The organism is Tabrizicola sp. (assembly GCF_041911175.1).
Taxonomy (GTDB): domain Bacteria; phylum Pseudomonadota; class Alphaproteobacteria; order Rhodobacterales; family Rhodobacteraceae; genus Tabrizicola.
On the sequence record NZ_JAYRPN010000055.1, the window covers coordinates 1 to 21537 of the forward strand.

The window sequence follows — 21537 nt, forward strand, 5'->3', positions numbered from 1 at the left end:
CGCCGGTTCATCCCCGCGCGTGCGGGGAACAGGGGAAGGTGGCGAAGTGGGCACCAGAGAAAGGCGGTTCATCCCCGCGCGTGCGGGGAACAGGAGGTCGGGTGGCCCCGCAAAAGGGCCTTAACCGGTTCATCCCCGCGCGTGCGGGGAACAGACCAGATCGCCCCGATGCCCAACCATTCCGGGCGGTTCATCCCCGCGCGTGCGGGGAACAGAGAAACGCAGTCCGATCTGCCTTGTCTCGCGCCGGTTCATCCCCGCGCGTGCGGGGAACAGGACATATCGCAGCCCGCCGCTTTCGTGCATGACGGTTCATCCCCGCGCGTGCGGGGAACAGGGCTGCAGACGGCACGATAGGCATCGGCTCGGCGGTTCATCCCCGCGCGTGCGGGGAACAGCCAGAAGTTCGCCATCTGCCCGAGGCGGTTGCCGGTTCATCCCCGCGCGTGCGGGGAACAGCTGACGAGCCGCCATGCCGCCAGCAACCGCGGCGGTTCATCCCCGCGCGTGCGGGGAACAGTCATGCACAAGCGCCGCGACCCGACCAAGAGTCGGTTCATCCCCGCGCGTGCGGGGAACAGCCACCGTGAACCTCGGCGATGAAATCCCACCACGGTTCATCCCCGCGCGTGCGGGGAACAGCCACCAAGGCGTGTTTCCGCAAGGTTTCCGGGCGGTTCATCCCCGCGCGTGCGGGGAACAGTTCTGGACGCCCGTCAGCGGGGCTGCCCCGGCCGGTTCATCCCCGCGCGTGCGGGGAACAGAGGAACAGGTTGAATTCGGTGTCGTTCGTGTCCGGTTCATCCCCGCGCGTGCGGGGAACAGTCTTCCTGTAGATTATTGATTCACAGACGTTTTTACAATTTCAAAGAGCGCACCACTTTCTGGCGGTGAGAAAGCTGGGATCAGTCTGCCTTCTCCGACAGAAAGCTCACCAGCTTCAACCCGTCGAAATCGACCGGCATCCGGCGGTTCCTGCCGTGAGTGAGGAAATCGTAGCCCTGGTCGGTCGGGGCCTTCCAGACCATCACCGCGTCCCCCTCGTCCAGGCCCAGCAGAACCTGATCCCAGATCATCGCGCGGGTGCGGGCGGAGTAGTCGCCGACATAGACACCCGCCCGCAATTCGACCAGCCAGGCGGCGAGGCGGCCGCGCAGGCGGGGCGGGGCGTTGGAGACCACCACGACCATCATCCGCGGTGACCCTCGTCACCGCTGGTGCCTTCCTCGATGGCAATGGGCATCGCCTCGGGCGGGGGATCGGGGCGGGGCAGTTCGCCGGCAGACAGCACCTCCTCGATGGCGGGGATGATATTGGTGAGCAGGCCGGTCTTGCGGAAGGCATCGCGGCAGGCCAGCCGCACGGCACGGTCCGGGCTCATGTCGAGCCGGCCCTTCGCGGCAAGGCCGGCGATGCGAAACGCCTCGGGGACCACGGTGTCCAGCTTGAACAGGTCGGCGATGTCGTAGACGAAGGAGAGCGGTTTTCCCGAATGCAGGAAGCCGATGGCGGGGGCATAGCCGGCGGCCAGCACCGCGGCCTCGGACAGGCCGTGCAGGCAGGCGGTGGCAGCCGAGAGGCAGCGGTTGGGCACATCGCCTGCCTCCCAATCCTCCGGGTCGTAGCGGCGACGCTTCCAGGCGACGCCGTGGCGGTCGGCCAGAAGAGCATAGGTCTCGCGCACCCGCACCCCCTCGATCCCGCGCAGCTGGTCGATCGAACGGCGGGAGGGCGCCTCCTCGCCGAAGCGCATCGCATACATCTTGCGGACGACGCGTAGCCGGGCGGCATCGTCCAACGCGATACGGGCCTGCCAGAGCAGCTTGTCCGACCGCGCTCCGCCCGGCTGGCCGGCGGAGTAGAGCCGCACCCCGCCCTCGCCGACCCAGGTGATCAGCGTGCCGACCCGGGCGGCCAGCGCCACCGCAGCATGGCTGATGCGGGCGCCGGGCTCCAGCAGGATGCAGGCGATGCCGCCGATGGGAATCTGGGTCCGGGTGCCGTCGGCATTGACCGCAACGCAGGCGCCGTCCTGCACGTCCAGCCGCGCATGCTCGACGAAGACCAGCGAGGCGCGATCCCTCAGCGGAATCGGCGCGGGCGGTGCGAGGCCCGGCAGGCTTTGCCCCGCCCCGCTCATCCTGCCCGACGGATCAGCATCAGGCCGCAGCCGAAGGCCTTGGCGCGGCCGAAGCCCTGCGGCAACTGCGCCAGGAAAGCGGCGGGATCGGTGATCTCGATCCGGCCCACAAGATCGAGGATGCCGAACTGCGGCTGGCCCCTGCGGGGGCCGCGATGACCGGGCAGGACCTCGGCGCTGTAGTCCTCGACCTCTGCCTCAATCACGCGGAACGCGGCCTTCTCGCCCTGACGGGCCAGCCACGCCTGTCCGACCTCCCTTGCCAGTTTCATGCGTTGGGGGGCACGCAGGCTCGCGGCATCTTCGGGCAGATCGTCGCGGCCAGGAAAGGCGCGCAGCGCATCCATCACCAGATCGATATGGCGCTTCTTCTCCTTGCCGGTCGCCGACAGCCCGCCTGTCCTTTCCGTACGCGTGGCATTGCAGCGCAACTGGAAATCGAGCCGGTCGCCGGGGGCCAGCGCCGGGGCGAACTCCTTCACCTGATGGGTTTCGAACAGGTCGGTCTGCACCGGCGGGCGAGAGGACAGGGCAAGGAAGCTGCCGTCGCGCTCCTCGCGCCAGAGGAAATCGCGGCGCCGGTCCGGGCCGTCGCTGAACACCGACCAGAGCAGGTTGTGCTGCGCCGACCGCCGCGCCGCCTTGTCGAAGGGTGTCAGCAGCGGGGCAAGCGCCTGCGCCGCGGGGTTGCGCGCAAGACGGATATGGCTGAGATACCGCGTCATGCCCCGCCCCCGCCCACCGGACGCAGCGCCACCCGGCGCGGCGCGAAATGCCAGCGTGCCCGGTCGATGGCGCGGTCATGCACCACCTCGCCCGCCGCATCCTCGACGATCAGGCTGACCAGCCGCGCGCCCTTCCGCCAAGGCGGCAGGATGAGCTGCGCCAGCGCCACCTCTGCGCCTTCGGCCTGCACCACCCGCGCGCCCGGCGGTGCGGCCAGCGGGCAGGATTTGCGGCCAAGGTAGAGCGTGAAGGCCGGGGCGTTCAGCGCCGCCGCCAGGGCGCCCAGCCCTTCGCCCGCCACCGCCACGCCAAACAGCGGACCGGTGCGGTAGTCGCGCAGCGTGATGGTGGTGTTGGTGCGCCCGCGCGCCGCCAGCAGTGCCTCGGGCCGGGAGTTGGGCGCCTTCGCCGCTGCCGAGGGGACGGTCTCGATGGTGTGATAGTCGCGCAAGGGGGCGCCGCTGTCGTAGAGGCCGACGGAGACCTCCAGCGCCTCCAGCGCCGAGAAGTCGCCCTCGCGCCGGATGCCAAGCGCCGCGCCCATCAGCCCGATGACGGCGGATCGTCCGGGCCAGAGCAGCGCGCCGCGCCGTTCGTGCCCGGCGAGTTCGCCCATAGCGCCAAGGCCGGCGGTCAGGCCGAAGATCAGGAACGGCTGCATCAGGCGCCCCGCACCGCTTGGCCCACGAAGCGCACGATGTCGGCGAGGGTGCCAGTGCCGTCGAGGGTGTTCACGGGCGGACAGGTTTTCTCGGGTTGGCCATCGTAGTAGCAGGCGTCGATCTGCCCGGCCGTCATTTCCAGCGCCTTGATCGAGCCGTTTTGCAGGTCGTTCGCCCCCAACTCGCGCAGCTTGCGGTCGACCGGGGTGAAGAACGCCCCCGACAGGTCGCGCGGCGCACGCGGACCGGCCTCGGCGCGCATGTAGAAGGCCATCGGGCGGTGCGCGAAGCTGTTCTGCTTGCCCGCCGGAGCGGTCTGCGGCAAGGCCAGCGCCAACGCCTCGGCCCCCCGCGCCGCAAGCTCGCGGTCGCCGTTCAGGTTCTCGATCAGCAGATCGACGTTCACGCAGACATACTGGTAGTAGATGCCCGAGCCGAAGGCGGTTTCGCCCAGATGCCCGGCGCCGGTATCCTCGGCCTTGTTCAGGTCGTCGACGGCGGAATACCAGTCTTCCTCGGCCTGCGCGGCATGGGTGGTGATCGCATGGGCCACCTGCACCGCCGCATCCCGGTTGAAGTCGGCATCGTCAGCCAGCATCCGCCCGAACATGGCGATGTCCACCGCTCCGTCGGCCCGGCGAAGGACCAGCTTCTTCAGATCCTTGTCCTTGGGCAAGGCCTCGCCCGTCGCGGCTTTTTCGGCCAGTTCCTCGGCGAGCTTCCATTCGTCCGGCGAGATGAAGGCCAGAGTGGTCGCCCTGACCGTCTCGCCGCCGTCCTTCTCCTTGACTGTCTCCAGCTTGCCGAAAATGCCGGCAGCCAGCGTCGCGGCATCGGTCGCCACCTTGTCGGACGCACCCTTCCTCAGCAGATGTTCGCGCAGCCTGTCCTGCAACTGCTTGGTGCGGGTGCCGATATGGCCCTGAAGGTCCAGCGCGAAGAAGCTGCTTTCGCGCAGCGCGCGCTTCACCGATTGCGACGACATGCGCAGCCGCGGCACGCCGCCGATCATGGCCTGTTTCGGACGGCCCTGATCGTCGCGGTTGGGGTTCGACGGGCCATAGCTGGTCAAGAGGTGGAATTGTACGAAGGTCGTCATTCGGTTTTCTCCTCGGAATCCTTGGCGGGGACGTCGGCCCTCGCGGGCGCATCGGCGCCGAAATAGTGGAAGCACCAGCGGGGCCGCGCGGCTTCCCAGTTCAGCAGGTCGGCGGCGAGTGCGGCGACGTTGCAGCGGCGGTCGGCCATGATGATGGCGCGGCGCAGGTGGTCGGTCAGCTCCTCCCCTTCGGCGCGCAAGAGGCGCTGGAACCGCAGGGACGAGAGCACCGGCTCGGCCCCGCCCACACGCCGAGCCAGTGTCTCGGCGCTGTTTTCGCGGATTTCGGCCAGCAGGGTGGAAAGGCGGACCAACTGGTCGGCGCGTCCGGGGGGCAGGGCCAAGGCGTGCGCAAGCTGGATCACCGCAGGCTCGCAGAGCACCGCAAGGGGCGCCGCCCGCCGCAGCCGGGCCGAAAGCCCCTTCGCCGCCGGGATGTCGCGCGGCGCGATCTCGCGCGACCACCAGCCCAGCGCGATGGCGCCCGGCCCTTTCTTTTCCTCGCTCATGCGGCTTTCCCTTTCTTTTCGGGCACAGGCAATAACAGCGCATCGAAGATGGCCTTGCCCTGCTTGCCATATCCGGCGAAGGCCGAGCCCAGGTCTTTTCGCGCTTTCACAATAGCTTCGATGCCTCGAATCTTGTCGGTCGGTTTGCGGCGATTTGGCTCTCTTCCGGTCACTCGCAATTCTATCCCCGGCACGGCCAGCGCGTCGAATTGCTTCAGCGCCTGCACCTGCAGGTCACGCAGCCAAGCCTCGCGGGGGTCTGTCCCCGCCCGCAAGTCTGCCAGATGCGCAGCAAAACGGGTCTCGGTCGCAGTGAAGAACGCCTCGCGCTCGGCCTCGCGCGCTTCACCCTCGGCCAGCACCGGCTCCAGCGCGCCGCGCAAGGCCACGCCCGCCGCCTCGGCCCCGAGGATCAGGGCGACCAGCCGGTCCTCGGCTTCGGGCTCCAGATCGAGGAACGGCTCGACCGAGAGGGTGAAGTCGCGGGGTTTCATATTGTCCATCGCCCAGCCGGCAACGATCACCGCCCCCCCGCCGCGCCGCTGCCCCCAGTCGCGCAGGGATTGCGAGAGTTCAGCCACCTCGCTTTTCGCCTCGCGGGCAAGGATGCCCAGCCAGTTGCGATAGCCGAACCGCCCGGCACGCGGGTGCTTGGGCAGCCATTCCGTGCCCGGCTTCATCCGGTAATAGGGCGATAGGGGATGCTTCCACAGCGCATAGTTGGTGCCCGATGGCTTCTGGATCACCCCCGCCACCCCCGCCGCATCGGCGACCAGCCGCAGGCGGCGCGGCATGCCGAAGAACGCCTCGGGCCCGAACAGAGCGCCATCGGGCGGCAGGGTTTCCAGGCCCTTGTCGGACACTCGCGTGGCGCGCATCCACGGCAAGCTATTGACTGAGGCGGGTTGGCCATAGGGCACATTGGCCCAGATCAGCGGCCAGAGCCCCTGCCCCGGATCGACCAGCGTGACCAGCGGCCCGCCGCCCCGCATCGAGGTGCGGTTGCCCGCCCCGCCCGCAGGCGCGAAGGCCTGAAAGGTGTAAAGCGACATGGCGGCCAGCGCCGGGTCCAGCGCAGGATAGCGGTCACGATGCACCATCAGGTCGGCATTGTTGCGGGCCGTATTCGCCCCTGCGCTGTCGATGAACAGCATGTCGAGCGGGCCAACCTCGCCGCTCAGCGGCTCCATTTCCTGAAGGAACAGCGGCCCCTCGCCCAGCAGGTTGAAGGCGGGCGCGAAGGCCGCCAGCTTCTCGCGCAGCCGGGCCGGGTCGGGTGCGGCGCGGCGGTCCCAGTCTTCGACATCGGCAGGCGGATCGGCCAGATACACGAGCCCGATCAGCAGTTCCAGACAGGCGACGTTCAGATCGGGGCGAGGCCAGTCGGGCCTCTCGATCCCCGGCTCGGCCATCTGCCAGGGCGCAATGACGCGCTGCGATCCATCGGCACAACGCACGGGAATCCACGGATCGGAAATCAGATTGAGCGACATGAACACCTCGGCTCACAACCCTGTGAAGAAAAGCCCGGTCCGTCCGCAATGTAAAGTGGCAGTCTGACGCAGAGGGTCATATAGATGAGGGCGGGCAATGAGTTGACCCGGCAATCCCCGCTCAGTCCGGGGATACGAACAGCAGGCCGCAGTCCGCCTCATAGCGCAAACCCTCGCAGATGGTGCCGTCCCCGGCCACCGGGCACAGCACCACCTCGGCGCGCTTCCAGTCGGGCCAGTCCTGCGTGATGGCCGCGATGGCGGGCAGGGACTGGTCCGGCAGCGACACCCGGGCGAGACGGCTGCTGCGCGCGGAAACTTCCGACAGGGCCCAGTCCTCCAGCGTCCCCACGCCCCCGGCCCAGGGCCGGAGTCCGCTTTCGCCTGCTCGGGCCAGAACCAGCGTGCGCGTCTCGTCGCCCAGGCGGGTCGGGTATTTCACGTCGCTGTCGCCTTTCCCGCCTGCGCGGTAGCCCGCCGCGAGATCGACCAGATTGTGCAGCGCCAGCGTGCCAGCGGCGGCGGCCTTGCCGATGGCCTGCAATTCGGCGGGCTGCAAAGGCGCAGGCAGGTCTTCCGCCCCCGCGCCATGCACCGCCTCGATCAGCGCGCGCAGCCCGTGCGGCGCCTCGATCTGCCCGACCGCGAACAAGACCCGCGCGGACCGCCATACATCTGCCAGCGCATAGACATAGGCCCCGCTGCCCAGCGCGCCCTGCAACCAGCGCTCGTCGGCGACCTCGCCCGGATCAGGCGACAGCACATGCAGCACCGGCGCGGGAACCGGGCGGGTGGAGGCAGGCCGGCGGTCCATGTGCCGCCACAGCCGCCCGGCGCGCTGGATCAGCGCGGCAATCGGGGCGATATCGGAGACCATCACATCGAAGTCGAGGTCGAGCGAGGCCTCCAGCACCTGCGTCCCCACCAGCACAAAGCCCTCGCGCCCCGTCCCGTCCTTCCCCACCCGGGCCAGCACCTCGGCCTCGATCCGCTTGCGGTCGGCCAGCGTGAACCGCGCGTGCAGCAGCCGCGCCTCTACGCCACGCGCCCGCAAGGCGGCGACGGCGGCGATGGCGTCGTCCACCGCATTGCGCACCCAGACGCAGGCCGCACCCTGCCCCGCCGATTGCACAAGCAGATCGACCGCGGCATCAGTGCTGCCGAGGCGTTCCACCCGCACCGGACCCTTCACCGGGCGGGGATCGGCCATGAAGTCCGTCACCGCCTCGCCGCCCGCCACGGTCAGCGCCGGATAGGCGGCGCCCGGATTGCCGCCGCCATAGCTGGCGATAAGCCGTGCCCGCAGCGCCACGGGCAGCGTCGCCGTCAGCAGGATCGCCGAGCCGCCCGCCGCGCGGTGCATCTGCAACAGCCGCTCCAGCTCGCGCCCAATGTAGGGCTCGCCCATCTCATGCACCTCGTCCACGATCAGGATCTTCGAGGACAGCCCGAAGTGGCGCAGCGTCTGGTGCTTCACCGGCAGGACCGACAGCAGCGCCTGGTCCACCGTGCCCACGCCCACATCGGCCAGGAGCGCGCGGCGGCGGCTTTCGGCCAGCCAGTCGGTGCAACTGGGCGCGTCCTCGCCCCGCTGGCCCGAGGCGACCAGATCCCTGAAGGACACCGAAAGCCCGGCCCGACCGTGGGCAAGCGTCAGCGTCGGGGCCGTGAACATGCCTTCGACCACGGTCTTCGCCCGGATGAACATGGCATCCGCTGTCGCCATCGTCGGCAGCGCGAAATAGAGCCCCCGCCCCTTGCCCGCCCGGATCATGCGATGCGCCAGAAGCAGCGCGGCCTCGGTCTTGCCCGCGCCGGTCTCGTCCTCGATCACCGCCAGCATCGGTCCGTCGGTCAGGGTGACATCGGCGCAGGCGGCCTGCATCGGGCGTAGCGCGAAATCGAACAGCGGCCCCGGTCGGACGGCACAGCCGGCAAGACCGGCTTCGGCCACTGCGGTTCCGGCGGTCAGGCGGGCGCGGGTCAGGTAGTCGGCAAGTCCGGGGCGCCCGGCCTCCGGCGGAAACCAGCGCGTGTTCGATCCGACCCAGTCCGCTGCCGCGCAACACCCCGGCAACCACCAGGACAGGACGGTTGTCGCCTCCCCGGGGACGAGGTCCGTCAGCGAAGCCTCTGGCCAAAGCGCACAGAAGGCGTCGATCACGGCGGCCGCGGGCTGCACCCCGGAGCCGACTGCCGCCAAGGCCGCTCGCAGGCCCCGGTCCCGTGCGGGCAGGCCGGGCTGCCCGCCCAGGTCCAGATCGGAGGGCTGGCCGTGATGACCGGCGACCGAGGCATAGAGCGCCTGCCGCTGCCGCCAGCTGCCGCCGATCCGCGCGGCCAGCCGGTCGTCATGCGCGAAAAGCAGCGCCTCGGTCAGCTTCCAGTGCGGGAAGTGCTGTCGCGTCTCCGCCTCGATCATCGCGCGGAAACTGTCGCTGATCTTGCCCAGATCGTGCAGCGCGACCAGAAGCACCAGGGCATCGCGCAGCCGCTGCTCGAACTGGAACGGCGCGAGCAGCCTTTCGGCGACGGCCGCGACATCCAGCATGTGAAACACGGCGGGATGCCGTACTCCGCCGTCGATGGGTGCGCTTTTTCCGGGCCAATCAAACAACGGCTTACCTGCCTCGCAAGCAGTCAACGCCTCAAACCCAACCACGACCGATCTGCCAACGCAACCTCTGATCCGAGTCCTGTCCCGGGGCGCCAGGATGCGATCCCCCTCAAGAGAATCGTGAAGGGGCACCAGCGACAAAGGTTTGTCCCCCAGATGGCTCCTGGGTCCGCTGCAAGGCGCCCGGCTGTCGCAAGCTTCCTGCGAGAGCGCCGAGGCGTCCATGCCGGACTCCGCCGCTCAGCGCTCCCGCCAGGCCTGGGTGCGGCTCAGCACCCAGCGCGACAGGGCAGCGTGCAGCAGCCGGGCCGCGATGTTGGTGTAGAGGATCATCATGCCCATCGCCGCCGCCGGGGCGATGTCGCCGGCGTCGTCCATGTTCAGCACCGCGATCGAGGCGAGAGCCGTGTGGGTGGAATAGATGAACACCACCGCCGAGACCGTCGTCATCGCGTTCACGAACAGGTAGATCATGATGTCCAGGATCGCGGGCAGGCAGATTGGCACCGTCACCCGGCCGAACAGCCGCCAGAACGGCTGGCGCATCGAGGCGGCGACCGGCTCGAACTCGGGGTCGATCTGCTTCAGCGCGGTCAGGGCGGTCAGGTGGCCGACCGTGTAGAAATGGGTCACCGTCGAGACGACGAGGATCGTCATGGTGCCATAGATCGCGCTCAGCGGATTGGCGGGGTTGTTGAAGAAGAAGATATAGGCCAGCCCCAGCACCATGCCCGGGATCGCCATCGGCAGCATGGCAAGGAACTGGAACAGGCCGCGCGCGACCTGCATTCCGTCCAGCTTTTCCACCATGTAGGCGCCGACGAAGACCACGCCGGTGCCCAGGACCGCCGTGAGAGAGGCCAGCCGGATCGAATTCCAGTAGGCCGCCCAGCCGCCGCCGTCCACCTTGCCGAAATCGTAGCTCTTCAGGCTCAGGCTCATGTCGTAGGGCCAGAACTTCACCAGCGCCGCAAGCTGGCAGGTGCCGATCATCAAGAGGATGAAGGCCGCGATCAGCGCGCACCAGACCAGGCAGAACCTGTCGACGCCGGGCCTCGCCTTGGCCTGGTAGGGCACCGACCGCGCCGACAGAAGCGAGACCTGCTTCTTCTGCAGCTGACGGTCGACCGCGAAGGCCAGCACCGCCGGCACCAGCAGGATGACCGAGACGACCGCCCCCATCTCGAAATTCTGCTGGCCGATGACCTGCTTGTAGATGTCGATGGCCAGCACCGAATACTGCCCGCCGACCACCTTGGGCAGGCCGAAGTCGGTGATGACCAGCGTGAAGGTCACGAAGGCGGCCGAGATCAGCCCATAGCGCGCACCGGGGATCGTCACCGTCCAGAAGGTGCGCCAGGGCGAGGCGCGCAGCGCCTCGGCGGCCTCGTAGTGGCGCTGGTCCGCGATGGCGAGCGCGGTCGTGATGATGATCATCGCATGGGGAAAGGTGAAGAAGACCGAGCCGATCACGATGCCGAGCGGGCCATAGATCGACTGGCCCATCAGCAGGTCCTTCAGGATGCCCTGGTTGCCGAAGAGGTAGATCAGCGCGATGCCGGGCAAGAGCGAGGGCACCAGGATCGGCAGCATGGCGACCAGCTTGAAGGCCGGTTTGAACCGCATCCGGCTGCGGTTCAGCGCATAGGCGTAGCCGAAGGCGAAGGTGACGGTCAGCACCGTGGTGATGCTGGCGATGAGAAGCGAATTGCCGATCGAGCGGAAGAGCGTCGGGTTCGAGAAATAGCCAGTGTAGTTCTGCAGGCCCGTGGTCGTGACCGGGCGCAGGCTGATGCGGCGAAAGCTGTTGCCGTCATATTCCTGCCACTCCTGCGCGGCGACCGGGTTCAGCCCGACCAGCCAGCCGGCATCGGGCGCGGTGGCGCGCAGGCGGTATTTCACCGGGCTGCGGAAGCTGAACTCGGGAAACAGATCGACCGCAGCCAGCCGCCCCTCGGAAGAGCTGTGCAGATCCTCGGGGCCGAAGCGACCGAGGCTCTCGTTCAGGGCGGCGGCGGTCACCGGCGGGCCGAATGCGGTTCCGCTCTTGTCGCTGACCTGGAATTCGTAGCGGGTCAGGTCGAAACTGTAGGTCACGAAGGACTTGGACAACATGGTGTATAGCGGCAGCGCCAGCGTGACGATCAGGTAGAGCGCGATCACCAGCATGAAGCCGGACTTGATCAGCCGGTCGCTGTCGAACTTCAGCCTCATGTCGCTCTGCGGCATCACCCAGTCGGCGGGGGGCATGGCTCAGCCCTCCTGCGCGAAGACGAGCACGCGTTCGGCCGGAAGCTCGACCGTCAGGTCGCTGCCCTCGGCAAGGTCGAAGCGGCGCATCGCGTTCATCGAGAAATTGGCGACCAGCGGGATCGCCCCCAGCTCGGTGCTGCCGAGGTGGACCCGCCAGAACGAGCCGAGGAATTCGGTCGAGACGATGCGCACCGGCAGGTGGTTGGGCCGGGCCTCGGCTTCATGGCCCCGGGCATGCGGCAGGATGTCCTCGGGGCGGACGACGACCATCACCTTCTGCCCGTTGGACAGGCCCGGCACGCGGGTTTCCAGCACGGAGAGGCCGATCCTGACCGCGCCATCGTCGAACCGCGAGGGGATGCGGTTGGTCTCGCCGATGAAATCGGCCACGAACAGGCTGGCGGGGTGGCGGTAGATCTCGGTCGGCGTGCCGATCTGCTCGATGACGCCGTGGTTCATCACCACGATCCGGTCGGCCATCGACAGCGCCTCCTCCTGGTCGTGCGTCACCATGATCGTGGTCACGCCCAGCTTGCGCTGCAATTCCTTCATCTCGTGGCGCAGGTGGACGCGCACCTTGGCGTCCAGCGCCGACAGCGGCTCGTCCAGCAAGAGAAGCCCCGGATTGATGGCGATGGCGCGGGCCAGCGCCACGCGCTGCTGCTGGCCGCCGGACAGTTGCGCGGGGTATTTGTCGGCCTTGTCGGGCAGGCCGACCAGCGCCAGAAGCTCGGCCACGCGGGCGGCGATCTCGGCACGCGGGCGGCGGGTATTCTCCAGCCCGAAGGCGATGTTTTTCGCCACCGTCAGGTTCGGGAACAGCGCATAGGACTGGAACACGATGCCGTAGTCGCGCTGCGAGGCCGGCAGGCTGGAAATGTCGCGTCCGGCCTGGATGATCAAGCCCTGCGACTGCGGATCAAGGCCGGCGATGGCGCGCAAGAGCGTGGTCTTTCCGCAGCCCGAGGGGCCGAGAAAGCAGATGAACTCGCCCCGGCCGACGGAAAGCGAGATATCCTTCAGCGCGGTGAACTCGCCGTAGGACTTCCACAGTCCCGCGATCTTCAGATAGTCCCGCCCGGCGATCTGGTCCTGTGCGGTGGTGGGGCTCATGGCGTTCATGGGGTCCGATCCGGGCGGTTGGGGCGCGGGCCGGGGAAACGGCCCGCGCGGGGTCTTGTCGGTTCAGGTCTTCGGCTCGCTCTTGTTGTCGTAGCGGCGGGACCATTCCTCCAGGATCGCGGCGCGGTTGTTCGCCGCCCATTCGAAATCGTTCTTGATCATCCCCGGCTCGGCCCCGGCGGGATAGTTCGGCACCGGCTGGGCAACGCCCGGCAGGGCGAGAACACCGAAGCCCACGTTGTATTGCGCCATCGCCTCGGGGGTGATCGCCCAGTCCATCAGGGTTTGCGCCGCTTCCAGATTGGGGGTGCCGGCGATGATGCCGTTGGCCTCCATGTCCCAGCCCAGCCCTTCCGAGGGAGTGATCACCTCGATCGGCGCACCATCGGTCTTGGCAGAGGCGCCCCGGAACTCGAACGAGACGCCGACCACGGTTTCGCCCGCCGCGGCCATCTTGCAGGGCTTGGAGCCGGAATGGGTGTAGCTCGCCACATTGGCGTGCAGCCGGTCCATGTAGTCCCAGCCCTTCTCCTCGCCGAACATCTGGAGCCAGGCAGACACGTCGAGAAAGCCGGTGCCGGACGACGCCGGGTTCGGCATGACCACATGGCCCGCATATTCCGGCTTGGTCAGGTCTTCCCAGCTGGCAGGCGCCGGCAGGCCCAGCTTTTCGGCCTCGATGGTGTTGAAGCAGATCGCCGCGATCCAGGCATCGACGCCGACCCAGCTCGGCGGGCTGTCGGTATCGACGAAGCGGGTGTCCAGCGCCTCGACACCCTGCGGGGCATAGGGCTCCAGCATTCCCTCGGTCTTCAGCACCAGAAGCGAGGTCGCGGCCAGCCCCCAGACCACATCGGCCTTGGGGTTGTTCTTCTCGGCCAGAAGCTTCGCGGTCACGACGCCGGTGGAATCGCGCACCCAGTTGATCTTGATGTCGGGATGGGCCTCGTTGAAGGCGGCCGCGTAGCGTTCCAGGAGATCGGCCTCGAAGGCGGTGTAGACGGTCAGCTCGGTCTCTGCCTGCGCCGCGAGGGCCGTCAGGGCAAGAAAGGCCGAGGAGAGAAGGAAGGTCTTTCCGGTCATGGATGGGTTCCCCCGTTGGGTTGCGTTCGACTTGCGCAAGGCCGGGACTGGACGGCCTGCGCGTGGTCTCCGATTTTCTGTCGGGCCGGGTCGTGGCCTATCGGCTTGCCATGACGGAATGGTGACGGGAGGATGAACGATAAGTAAAATCTATTATCCTTATGACATAAACGATTCTAGCGATACATCCCGCCTCAGGCCAGCGCCAGCGTCACGACCCCCGCCGCAACCACCGCCGCCGCGATCAGCCGGCCGGCCACCGGGCGTTCCCCAAAGACCAGAATCCCCAGCAGCGCAGCGAAGATGACACTGGATTCCCGCACCGCCGACACCGCGCCGAGCGGAGCTATCGTCTTGACATACAATACAATTCCATAGGCGCTGACCGCCGCGACGCCGCCAAGCCCCCCCATCAGCAGCACCCGCCCGCCGAAGCCGCCGCCGTTGCGCCGCCGCGTCAGGGCAATGGCCAGCGGCACCGGAAACTCCAGCAGGAACAGCCAGCCCATGTAGCCGAAAACGCTCTCCGACAGGCGGACGCCGATGCCATCGGCCACGGAATAGGACGCGATGAGCACTCCGAGGCCGAGCGCAAGCCCGACCGACTGGCGCGAGGCATGGACCGCCCCTCGTTGCAGCGCCAGAATCCCGACGCCAAGCGACACGCAGGACAGCCCCGACCAGCCCAGCGGCGTCAGCGTCTCGCCGATGAGAATCACCGCCGACAGCGCGACCAGCGCTGGTGCCAGCCCGCGCGAGATCGGGTAGACTTGGCTCAGGTCGCCATGCCGGTAGGCGCGGAACAGCAGCATGTAGTAGCCGTAGTGCAAGAGGGTGGAGGCCACGATCGACGGCCAGCTGGCCATCGCCGGCAGCGGAAAGGCCAGCACCAGCGCCAGCCCCAGCACCGCATGGGCGGCCGAGACCGCGGCCAGAACCCCGGCGCGGTCCGTCACCGACTTGAGCATGGCGTTCCAGCCCGCGTGCAGCAACGCCGCGAAAAGAACGAGGGAAAGGGCGGTCAGGCTCATCGCGGCACCGTGTCGGGGGCGCGGCCAGGCGCCGGAAACGAAAAAGCGGCGGACCCGCGCGAGGCCCGCCGTCAGGTCAGGGAGCGGAGGCCGTCAGGTCCAGGGCAGCGAGAAGGTCTTGACGTTGGTAAAGCTCTTCATCGCCTCGATCACGCCTTCCTTGTAGCCGTTGCCGCTGTCCTTGATGCCGCCGAAGGGGGACATCTCGATGCGGTATCCCGGCACTTCCCAGATGTTCACCGTGCCGACGACAAGGCCCCTGATGTAGCTCTGCATCCGACGGAAATCGTTGGTGCAGACGCCCGAGGACAGGCCGAAGGCGGTGGAGTTGGAGATGCGCATCGTCTCGGCATCGTCGTCGGGCACGCGGACGACGGGAATGACCGGGCCGAAGGTCTCTTCCATCACCAGTTCGCTTTCATGCGGCACATGATCGACCACGATGGGCGGCAGCAGCGCGCCCTGGCGGCCGGGATGGTAGAGGATCTTCGCCCCCTGCGCCTCGGCCAGATGCACCCGGTTCTCGAAGGTCTCGGCCGCCCGGGCATGGACAACGCAGCCAAGCTCGGTCGCGGGGTCCATCGGATCGCCGAAGCGGAGCTTCTTCGCCCGCTCCAGCACCAGCGGCACGAAGCGGTCGGCAATGCTTTCCTGCACCAGGATGCGCTTGACCGCCGTGCAGCGCTGGCCGGAGTTCTTGGTGGCCCCGGCAACCGCAAGGTCGGCGGCCTTGGCCAGATCGGCATCGGACAGGTCGTTGCAGATGATCAGCGGGTCGTTGCCGCCCAGTTCCAGCACCTGCCGCTTGTAGACCGCCTTCGCCGCGATCATCTTGCCCACCGGCACCCCGCCGGTGAAAGTGATCAGGTCGAAATCGGGGTTGGTGATCATCTCGTCGCCGACATCCGTCGGCCAGCCGGTGATGACCGACAGCATCTGCGGCGGCAGCCCGGCCTCGTACAGCGCATCCGCCAGCCAGAGCGCGGTCAGCGGCGTCAGTTCGGTGGGCTTCACCACGATGCAGTTGTTGGTGGCGATGGCCGGCGCGATCTTGTGGCTGACCATGTTCAGCGGGTGGTTGAACGGCGTGATCGCCGAGATCGCCCGGAGCGGCTCGCGCGTGGTGAATATCTTGCGGGCCTTGCCGTGGGGCGTCAGGTCGCAGGAAAAGATCTCGCCATCGTCGTGGATGCACATCTGCCCGGCGAGGGTATAGACATCATAGGCCCGCCCGCATTCATAGAGGGCATCGGCCAGCGAGATGCCCAGTTCCGCCGTGATGATCGGCGCAAGCTCGGTCTTGCGGTCGTCGATGATGCGCGCGACGTTCAAGAGGATCTTCTGCCGCTCGTAGCGCGTCAGCGTGGGCTGGTAGGCCGCGGCGATGGCGAAGGCCTCGCGCACATGCTCTGCGGTGCCTGCGGGGACGGTGCCGATCACCTCGTCCGTCCAGGGGTAGTGGACCGGAACCCGGTCCACCGTATCGACCTTGCGGCCGGCGATGCGCATCGTCTCGTGCCGCATCTCGATCGGGGGGGATTTCTTCAGCATGGCCAATTCCTTACAGCGCCGCTGCCGTGCAAGCGTAGAAGAAGGCATCGAAGTTGCGCAAGACCGGCGCCGCGGGAAGGTCCACCTTGCGGTTGACGATGAAGGGCACCTCCTGCTCGGTCAGCCCGCCATGACTGCGCAAGGGTTCGTTCAGCGCGGCAAGGTCGTGGCGGTGGGCCGAGGTGCCCAGCGTCATGTTCTCGCCCGAGATCATCACGATGTCGCCGATCCGGTCGCCCGGCAGTTCGAACCGGCGGATCGCCTCGGCCTTGTCCACCACCAGCGTCATGCCCGGGATCGCGGACAGATCGCGGATGACAGCGGCCTGATCGGCGCCATCGGGCAGATAGGCGGTCGCGAATGACCCAAGCGCGCCGTGGTGCACGACGTAAGGGTCGGTGATCGGCAGGATCACGCGCGCGGCATCCTTGCCCAGCATCCCGTCCAGCGCGTCCTGCACATAGATCACCGCGGGCGAGCCATCGGCGAGGTGCTTCGGCTTCATCCCGTGATCCGCCGTCACCACGATGGCCGCGCCAAGCGCGTCAAGCTCGGCCAGATAGAGGTCGAACATCTTGTAGAAGCTCTGCGCCTGCGCATCCTCCGGCGCGTATTTGTGCTGAACATAATCGGTCGTGGTCAGGTACATCACGTCCGGCTTCCAGTCGCGCAGCAGCTTCACCCCGGCGGCGAAGACGAATTCCGACAGGTCGGCCGAATAGACCTCGGGCACCGGGCGGCCCAGCCAAGCGCTGGCATTGTCGATGCCGTTCCCGGCCACCGTCGCCTTGTCCGACCGTTCCGAGGAAAAGCAGATCGCCCGGTCCTCGTCGAAGCGCAGGCCCGCGCCCAGCAGCGCGCGCAGCTTGTCCTTGGCGGTGACAACCGCCACGCGCGCCCCGGCATCGTAGAACTGGCCGAAGACGGTCGGCGCGCGCAGGAAGCGCACGTCGTTCATCATCACTTCCTTGCCGGTCTCGCGCTCATACAGGTAGTTGCCGCAGATGCCGTGCACCGCCGGCGGACGGCCGGTGGCGATGGACAGGTTGTTGGGGTTGGTGAACGAGGGGATCACCGAATGCGCCAGCCGGTCGGTTCCGGTCTCGCGCATCCGCTTCAGCGTCGGCATCAGGCCCTTTGCAATGGCCACGTCCAGATAGGCCGGCTCGCAGCCGTCAAGGCAGATGGCGATGGCCGGCACCTTGGGCCAGGGGTAGCTGCGGTCATTGGCGACGACGGGCAGGCGGGAATGGGCGTTCATGTCTTTGGTCCTGTCTGTGAAGGGGTCAGGCGGCGAGCTTTGCGCGCTCGGCGATGGCGGCGGCGGGCGGGGCGGCGCTATCGACCCCCATCTCGGCCAGGCATTCGGCGGCGGCCTTGACCACCCGGCGCATGATGTGTTCGTCCATCCGCCCGATGCAGCCGACGCGGAAGCTGTCCACCACGGTCAGCTTGCCGGGATAGATGATGAAGCCCCTGGCCTTCATCAGCTCGTAGAAGCGGGAGAACACGAAATTCGGATCGGCCGGGTTGAAGAAGGTCACGATGATCGGCGACAGCCAGCGGTCGGCCAGCAGCGTCTCGAAGCCCAGCCCGCGCATGCCCTGAACCATCACGTCGCGGTTGCGGACGTAGCGCGCGCCCCGGCCCTCGACCCCGCCCTCGGCCGCATGAAGGCGCAGCGCCTCAAGGAAGGCCGCGACGACATGGGTGGGAGGCGTGAAGCGCCATTGCCCGGTCTTGACCATCGCCGCCCATTGCGCATGGACATCGAGGCTGAGCGAATGGGCATTGCCCCTGGCCGCCTCCAGCGCGGTCTTGCGGGCGATGACGAAGCCGAAGCCCGGCACGCCCTCGATGCATTTGTTGGCCGAGGAGACCATCGCCTCGTAGCGGATGCGGTTCACGTCGAGGTCGACCGCGCCGAAGGCCGACATCGAATCGATGAGGAGCTTGCGCCCGCGCGCGGCGACCGCCTCGGCGATCTCGGCCACCGGGTTCAGGATGCCGGAGGAGGTTTCGCAATGGATCGCTATCACGTGGGTGATCGCCGGATCGGCATCAAGCGCCCGGCCGACCTCATCCCCGCGCGGCGGCAGGTAGTCGCCCTTGTCGATCAGCGTATGGGCCCGGCCCATCACCCGCAGCGTTTCGGCCGCGCGCAGACCATAGGCGCCGTTCGCCAGCACCAGGACCTTGCCGTCGCGGGGAACCATCGTGCCCAGCATCGCCTCGACCGAGAACGACCCCGAGCCCTGCATCGGCACGCAGGCAAACTCGCCCCTGGTGTCGCCCGCCAGTGCAACCAGCTGGTCGCACAGCGATTTCGTCATCGCGCGGAAATCGCCGTCCCACGAGCCCCAGTCCTTCAGCATCGCCTCCTTGACGCTGTAGGCCGTGGTCAGAGGCCCCGGGGTCAGCAGGAAGGGCTCGCCCATCCGGGGATCGGGAAAGGCGCGGTCAGGGCTGGTCATGGCGAACCTCATGGCGTGAAGAGCAAATCCTGAGGGCAGGTTTCCACCGAAGCGACATATATGTAAAATCGTTAAATCATATCAGATCATCAGTTCAGTCGATGGTATGCGCGGCTCTGCCAGGCGGCTTTCCAGAAGGTGGCCGCGTTCGGTCAGGATCGGATAGGCCACCTTGACCAGCAGCGAGTTGATCTCTTTCAGCGCGCGCACCACCTCCATGTGGATGTCGCTGGTGTCGATGCTCTGCGGGTTGCCGCCGCGCAGGCGGGCGAGGTGGCGGTCGTGGCACTCGCGCTCCAGCCGACGCATCGCCGCCTTCTCCGCCACCAGTTCGCGCGCGCTTTCCAGATCACCCGAGACCAGCACGTTCATCGCAATCTGCATGTTTGCCATGACACGGGCGTGAAGGCTGTTCAGCTCGGTCCAGCCCTCGTCCGAGAAGCGCAGCCGCAGCCGGGCCTTGTCGTCGGCCTGCGCCAGCAGGTTCTTGGCGATCATGTCGCCGATCGCCTCGAAGTCGATGGCGAGACCGGCGAGTTCCAGCCCGCGTCGGGCCTCGTCGCCGTTCAGCTCGCCGCGGTTCACCTCGGCGATGAACAGCTTGATGTCGGTATGGCGGCGGTTCACCTCGTCATCCATCGCGCGCAGGCGGGCGATCTGCCGGGTATCGCCGGTTTCCAGCACGTCCATCGCCGGGCGCAGCATGGCCTCCACCGTCTCGCCCATGCGCAGCAGTTCGCGCTGCGCGCTGGCCAGCGCCAGGCCCGGCCGGGCAAGCGAGGCGCGGTCCAGCGCGCTGCGCCAGGCGCCGGGCGCGTCGGCCGGGGCTTCCGGCACCGGCCAGAGGCGGGCGGTCAGCCGGTCCATCGCGCCGGTCAGCGGCAACGAGACGACCAGCAGCGCCAGGTTGAACAGCACATGGAAGTTCACCAACTGCACCCCCGCGCCGCTGCCCAGCCGGTCGAGCGGCAGGAAGGGCAGCAGGGCCAGCACGATCACCGCACCAAGGCCGCGGAAGATCAGGTTCGCGAGCGGAATCCGCCGGGCGGGCCAGCCCGCCCCCCGCGTCAGCCAGACCGCCACCAGCCCGCCGCCGAGGTTGGCCCCCAGCACCATCGGCGCCGCAGCCTCGACCGGCAGCAGCCCCCCGGCAGAGAAGCTGGCGAAGATCAGCAGCGTCGCCACCGAGGAATGCAGCCCCCAGGCCAGCACCGTCGCCACCGCAAAGGCGGTCAGCGGATCGCCCGCCAGCCAGCGCACCACCTGCGGCAGCACGGCGCTGTGACGCAAGGGCTCGGTCGCCTCGCCCACCATGCGCAGCGACAAGAGGATGAAAGCGATCCCCAGCACCACGCGGCCCACCTGCCGCACCTGCCGGTGCTCGAATTTCAGGAACATCGTCGCGCCCAGCAGGATCAGCACCGGAATCAGCTCGGACAGGTCGAGCGACAGGAGCTTCACCACCAGCGCCGAGCCGAGGTCGGCCCCCAGCAGCGCCGCGATGCCGGGACCGACGGCGATCAGCCCCGAGGCGGCGAACCCCGTGGCCAGCATTCCGACCGCAGTGGCGCTTTGCAGCACCACGGCCAGCACGATGCCCGCCAGCGCCATGCCCCCGGTGCCGCCCCCGGCGCGGCGCATCGCCCCGCGCAGGGCAGAACCCCAGCCGCGCTCCACCCCCGTCCGCACCATGCGCACCGCCCAGAGCAACAGCATGACGGCAGCGGCAAGATGGATCAGGATCAGGATGGGATGCATGGGTGCCTCGATCTGGTGATCGCCCAGAGAGCGGCATTGCCAATCATAAATCAAATCGTTAGTTTTGATCCTACCATAACCTTGGGTGGCGACATGCGCTATGTCCAGCTTCGCGCCTTCCACTATGTCGCCACCTGCGGCGGGTTTTCCCGCGCGGCGGAAGAGCTGTTCCTGACCCAGCCCGCGATTTCCGATCAGGTCCGCAAGCTGGAAGAGGAATACGATGTCCTGCTGTTCAACCGCCAGCGCAAGCAGGTGGCGCTGACCGCGGCGGGCGAAAAGCTGTTGCAGATCACGCGGCGGCTGTTCGACAGCGAATCCCAGGCGCTTCAGTTCCTGTCGGAAAGCCGGGCGCTGCAATCGGGCAACCTGCGCATCGTCGCCGACAGTGCGCATCACCTGCTGCACATCCTCGCGGCCTTCAGGAAGCGCTACCCCGGGGTCCGGATCTCGGTCCGGGCGGGCAATACCGAGTCGGTGGTGAACAGCCTCTACAACTATGAGGCCGACCTCGGCGTCCTGGGCGAGCTGCCGACGCTGACGCATTTCGCCTGCGAGCTTCTCAGCTCGTCACCGATCACCGCCTTCGTTTCGCACCGGCACGAACTGGCCAAGGCCGGGCGGCTGACCTTCGCGGACCTGACCCACCACCCGCTGGTCCTGCGCGAGCGGGGATCGAAGACCCGCACCAAGCTCGAGGTCGCCGCCCGAAGCGTGGGCGTGGAACTGAAGCCCGCGATCGAGGCCGAGGGCCGCGAGGCAGTGCGCGAGATCGTCGCCTCCGGCGCCGGGATCGGCTTCGTCTCGCTGGCGGAATTCGGCGAGGACAAGCGGCTGGTGCCGATCCGGCTGGTGCCCGAGGACCAGATGATGATGGACGAGGCGCTGATCTGCCTGCGCGAGCGGCGCGAGTCCAAACTGGTCCATGCCTTCTTCGAGATCGCCCGCAAGTTGCGGTCCACCTGAAAGGCCGCTGGCCGGGCGGCTTGCATCCGGCCCGCCCCTGCCCGAGAGTGCGA

17 protein-coding genes and 1 CRISPR repeat array are annotated in these 21537 nt (G+C 67.8%); of the genes, 1 reads left to right on the forward strand and 16 read right to left on the reverse strand.

The features are described from left to right. Window positions 1-3 precede the first annotated feature (3 nt). Window positions 4-825: direct repeats of the CRISPR family, unit length 29 nt; unit sequence CGGTTCATCCCCGCGCGTGCGGGGAACAG. 80 nt (window positions 826-905) lie between these two features. The 16 genes from cas2e to ACE3P6_RS07220 form a co-directional block, all read right to left on the reverse strand. After that, the gene (gene cas2e / locus ACE3P6_RS07145; protein ID WP_374371153.1) at window positions 906-1193 is read right to left on the reverse strand and encodes a type I-E CRISPR-associated endoribonuclease Cas2e; all 288 of its coding nucleotides are present in this window, start codon (window positions 1191-1193) and stop codon (window positions 906-908) included. Further along, the gene (cas1e, locus tag ACE3P6_RS07150; RefSeq protein WP_374393187.1) at window positions 1190-2140 is read right to left on the reverse strand and encodes a type I-E CRISPR-associated endonuclease Cas1e; all 951 of its coding nucleotides are present in this window, start codon (window positions 2138-2140) and stop codon (window positions 1190-1192) included. Before cas1e ends, cas2e begins: the two co-directional genes overlap by 4 nt. Beyond that, window positions 2137-2865, reverse strand: a complete 729-nt coding sequence (gene cas6e / locus ACE3P6_RS07155) for a type I-E CRISPR-associated protein Cas6/Cse3/CasE (protein ID WP_374393191.1) — start codon at window positions 2863-2865, stop codon at window positions 2137-2139. The genes cas1e and cas6e overlap by 4 nt, the downstream gene beginning before the upstream one ends. After that, window positions 2862-3527, reverse strand: coding sequence for a type I-E CRISPR-associated protein Cas5/CasD (cas5e, locus tag ACE3P6_RS07160; RefSeq protein ID WP_374393194.1), 666 nt, complete (start codon window positions 3525-3527; stop codon window positions 2862-2864). Before cas5e ends, cas6e begins: the two co-directional genes overlap by 4 nt. Continuing rightward, a complete protein-coding gene (gene cas7e / locus ACE3P6_RS07165) occupies window positions 3527-4627 on the reverse strand; it encodes a type I-E CRISPR-associated protein Cas7/Cse4/CasC (protein WP_374393197.1) in 1101 nt (366 codons plus the stop codon). Before cas7e ends, cas5e begins: the two co-directional genes overlap by 1 nt. After that, complete coding sequence (gene casB / locus ACE3P6_RS07170; protein ID WP_374393199.1) at window positions 4624-5136, reverse strand: type I-E CRISPR-associated protein Cse2/CasB; 513 nt, start codon at window positions 5134-5136, stop codon at window positions 4624-4626. Before casB ends, cas7e begins: the two co-directional genes overlap by 4 nt. Beyond that, the gene (gene casA, locus ACE3P6_RS07175; RefSeq protein ID WP_374393202.1) at window positions 5133-6629 is read right to left on the reverse strand and encodes a type I-E CRISPR-associated protein Cse1/CasA; all 1497 of its coding nucleotides are present in this window, start codon (window positions 6627-6629) and stop codon (window positions 5133-5135) included. Before casA ends, casB begins: the two co-directional genes overlap by 4 nt. 121 nt (window positions 6630-6750) lie before the next feature. Further along, complete coding sequence (cas3, locus tag ACE3P6_RS07180; protein ID WP_374393205.1) at window positions 6751-9471, reverse strand: CRISPR-associated helicase Cas3'; 2721 nt, start codon at window positions 9469-9471, stop codon at window positions 6751-6753. 15 nt (window positions 9472-9486) lie between these two features. Further along, on the reverse strand, window positions 9487-11496 hold the full coding sequence (locus tag ACE3P6_RS07185; RefSeq protein ID WP_374393208.1) for a putative 2-aminoethylphosphonate ABC transporter permease subunit: 2010 nt from the start codon (window positions 11494-11496) through the stop codon (window positions 9487-9489). A gap of 3 nt (window positions 11497-11499) precedes the next feature. Continuing rightward, window positions 11500-12621, reverse strand: coding sequence for a putative 2-aminoethylphosphonate ABC transporter ATP-binding protein (locus ACE3P6_RS07190; RefSeq protein ID WP_374371133.1), 1122 nt, complete (start codon window positions 12619-12621; stop codon window positions 11500-11502). Window positions 12622-12684: 63 nt separating this feature from the next. Continuing rightward, window positions 12685-13704, reverse strand: a complete 1020-nt coding sequence (locus tag ACE3P6_RS07195) for a putative 2-aminoethylphosphonate ABC transporter substrate-binding protein (protein ID WP_374393211.1) — start codon at window positions 13702-13704, stop codon at window positions 12685-12687. Between the two features lie 194 nt (window positions 13705-13898). After that, window positions 13899-14735 carry a hypothetical protein gene (locus ACE3P6_RS07200; RefSeq protein WP_374393214.1) on the reverse strand — a complete coding sequence of 279 codons (837 nt, stop codon included), beginning with the start codon at window positions 14733-14735 and terminating at the stop codon, window positions 13899-13901. Between the two features lie 93 nt (window positions 14736-14828). Continuing rightward, entirely contained in the window at window positions 14829-16286 is a 1458-nt protein-coding gene (phnY, locus tag ACE3P6_RS07205) for a phosphonoacetaldehyde dehydrogenase (protein ID WP_374393216.1), read from the reverse strand. 10 nt (window positions 16287-16296) lie between these two features. Further along, window positions 16297-17547, reverse strand: a complete 1251-nt coding sequence (gene phnA, locus ACE3P6_RS07210) for a phosphonoacetate hydrolase (RefSeq protein WP_374393219.1) — start codon at window positions 17545-17547, stop codon at window positions 16297-16299. Window positions 17548-17572: 25 nt separating this feature from the next. Further along, window positions 17573-18760 carry a 2-aminoethylphosphonate--pyruvate transaminase gene (locus tag ACE3P6_RS07215; protein ID WP_374393222.1) on the reverse strand — a complete coding sequence of 396 codons (1188 nt, stop codon included), beginning with the start codon at window positions 18758-18760 and terminating at the stop codon, window positions 17573-17575. Window positions 18761-18841: 81 nt separating this feature from the next. Continuing rightward, window positions 18842-20518 carry a Na/Pi cotransporter family protein gene (locus ACE3P6_RS07220; protein ID WP_374393225.1) on the reverse strand — a complete coding sequence of 559 codons (1677 nt, stop codon included), beginning with the start codon at window positions 20516-20518 and terminating at the stop codon, window positions 18842-18844. 93 nt (window positions 20519-20611) lie between these two features. On the opposite strand from ACE3P6_RS07220, the gene ACE3P6_RS07225 reads away from it, so the two are divergent. After that, on the forward strand, window positions 20612-21484 hold the full coding sequence (locus tag ACE3P6_RS07225) for a LysR substrate-binding domain-containing protein (protein WP_374371119.1): 873 nt from the start codon (window positions 20612-20614) through the stop codon (window positions 21482-21484). Window positions 21485-21537: the final 53 nt, after the last annotated feature.

Bases quoted from the DNA above. Each gene is read 5' to 3' on its own strand.
- casA (WP_374393202.1), bottom strand. From the start codon at position 6,629: ATGTCGCTCAATCTGATTTCCGATCCGTGGATTCCCGTGCGTTGTGCC.
- cas7e (WP_374393197.1), bottom strand. From the start codon at position 4,627: ATGACGACCTTCGTACAATTCCACCTCTTGACCAGCTATGGCCCGTCG.
- ACE3P6_RS07220 (WP_374393225.1), bottom strand. From the start codon at position 20,518: ATGCATCCCATCCTGATCCTGATCCATCTTGCCGCTGCCGTCATGCTG.
- cas6e (WP_374393191.1), bottom strand. From the start codon at position 2,865: ATGACGCGGTATCTCAGCCATATCCGTCTTGCGCGCAACCCCGCGGCG.
- ACE3P6_RS07195 (WP_374393211.1), bottom strand. From the start codon at position 13,704: ATGACCGGAAAGACCTTCCTTCTCTCCTCGGCCTTTCTTGCCCTGACG.
- cas5e (WP_374393194.1), bottom strand. From the start codon at position 3,527: ATGCAGCCGTTCCTGATCTTCGGCCTGACCGCCGGCCTTGGCGCTATG.
- ACE3P6_RS07200 (WP_374393214.1), bottom strand. From the start codon at position 14,735: ATGAGCCTGACCGCCCTTTCCCTCGTTCTTTTCGCGGCGTTGCTGCAC.
- ACE3P6_RS07190 (WP_374371133.1), bottom strand. From the start codon at position 12,621: ATGAACGCCATGAGCCCCACCACCGCACAGGACCAGATCGCCGGGCGG.
- phnA (WP_374393219.1), bottom strand. From the start codon at position 17,547: ATGAACGCCCATTCCCGCCTGCCCGTCGTCGCCAATGACCGCAGCTAC.
- cas3 (WP_374393205.1), bottom strand. From the start codon at position 9,471: ATGGACGCCTCGGCGCTCTCGCAGGAAGCTTGCGACAGCCGGGCGCCT.
- ACE3P6_RS07225 (WP_374371119.1), top strand. From the start codon at position 20,612: ATGCGCTATGTCCAGCTTCGCGCCTTCCACTATGTCGCCACCTGCGGC.
- cas1e (WP_374393187.1), bottom strand. From the start codon at position 2,140: ATGAGCGGGGCGGGGCAAAGCCTGCCGGGCCTCGCACCGCCCGCGCCG.
- casB (WP_374393199.1), bottom strand. From the start codon at position 5,136: ATGAGCGAGGAAAAGAAAGGGCCGGGCGCCATCGCGCTGGGCTGGTGG.
- cas2e (WP_374371153.1), bottom strand. From the start codon at position 1,193: ATGATGGTCGTGGTGGTCTCCAACGCCCCGCCCCGCCTGCGCGGCCGC.
- phnY (WP_374393216.1), bottom strand. From the start codon at position 16,286: ATGCTGAAGAAATCCCCCCCGATCGAGATGCGGCACGAGACGATGCGC.
- ACE3P6_RS07185 (WP_374393208.1), bottom strand. From the start codon at position 11,496: ATGCCCCCCGCCGACTGGGTGATGCCGCAGAGCGACATGAGGCTGAAG.
- ACE3P6_RS07215 (WP_374393222.1), bottom strand. From the start codon at position 18,760: ATGACCAGCCCTGACCGCGCCTTTCCCGATCCCCGGATGGGCGAGCCC.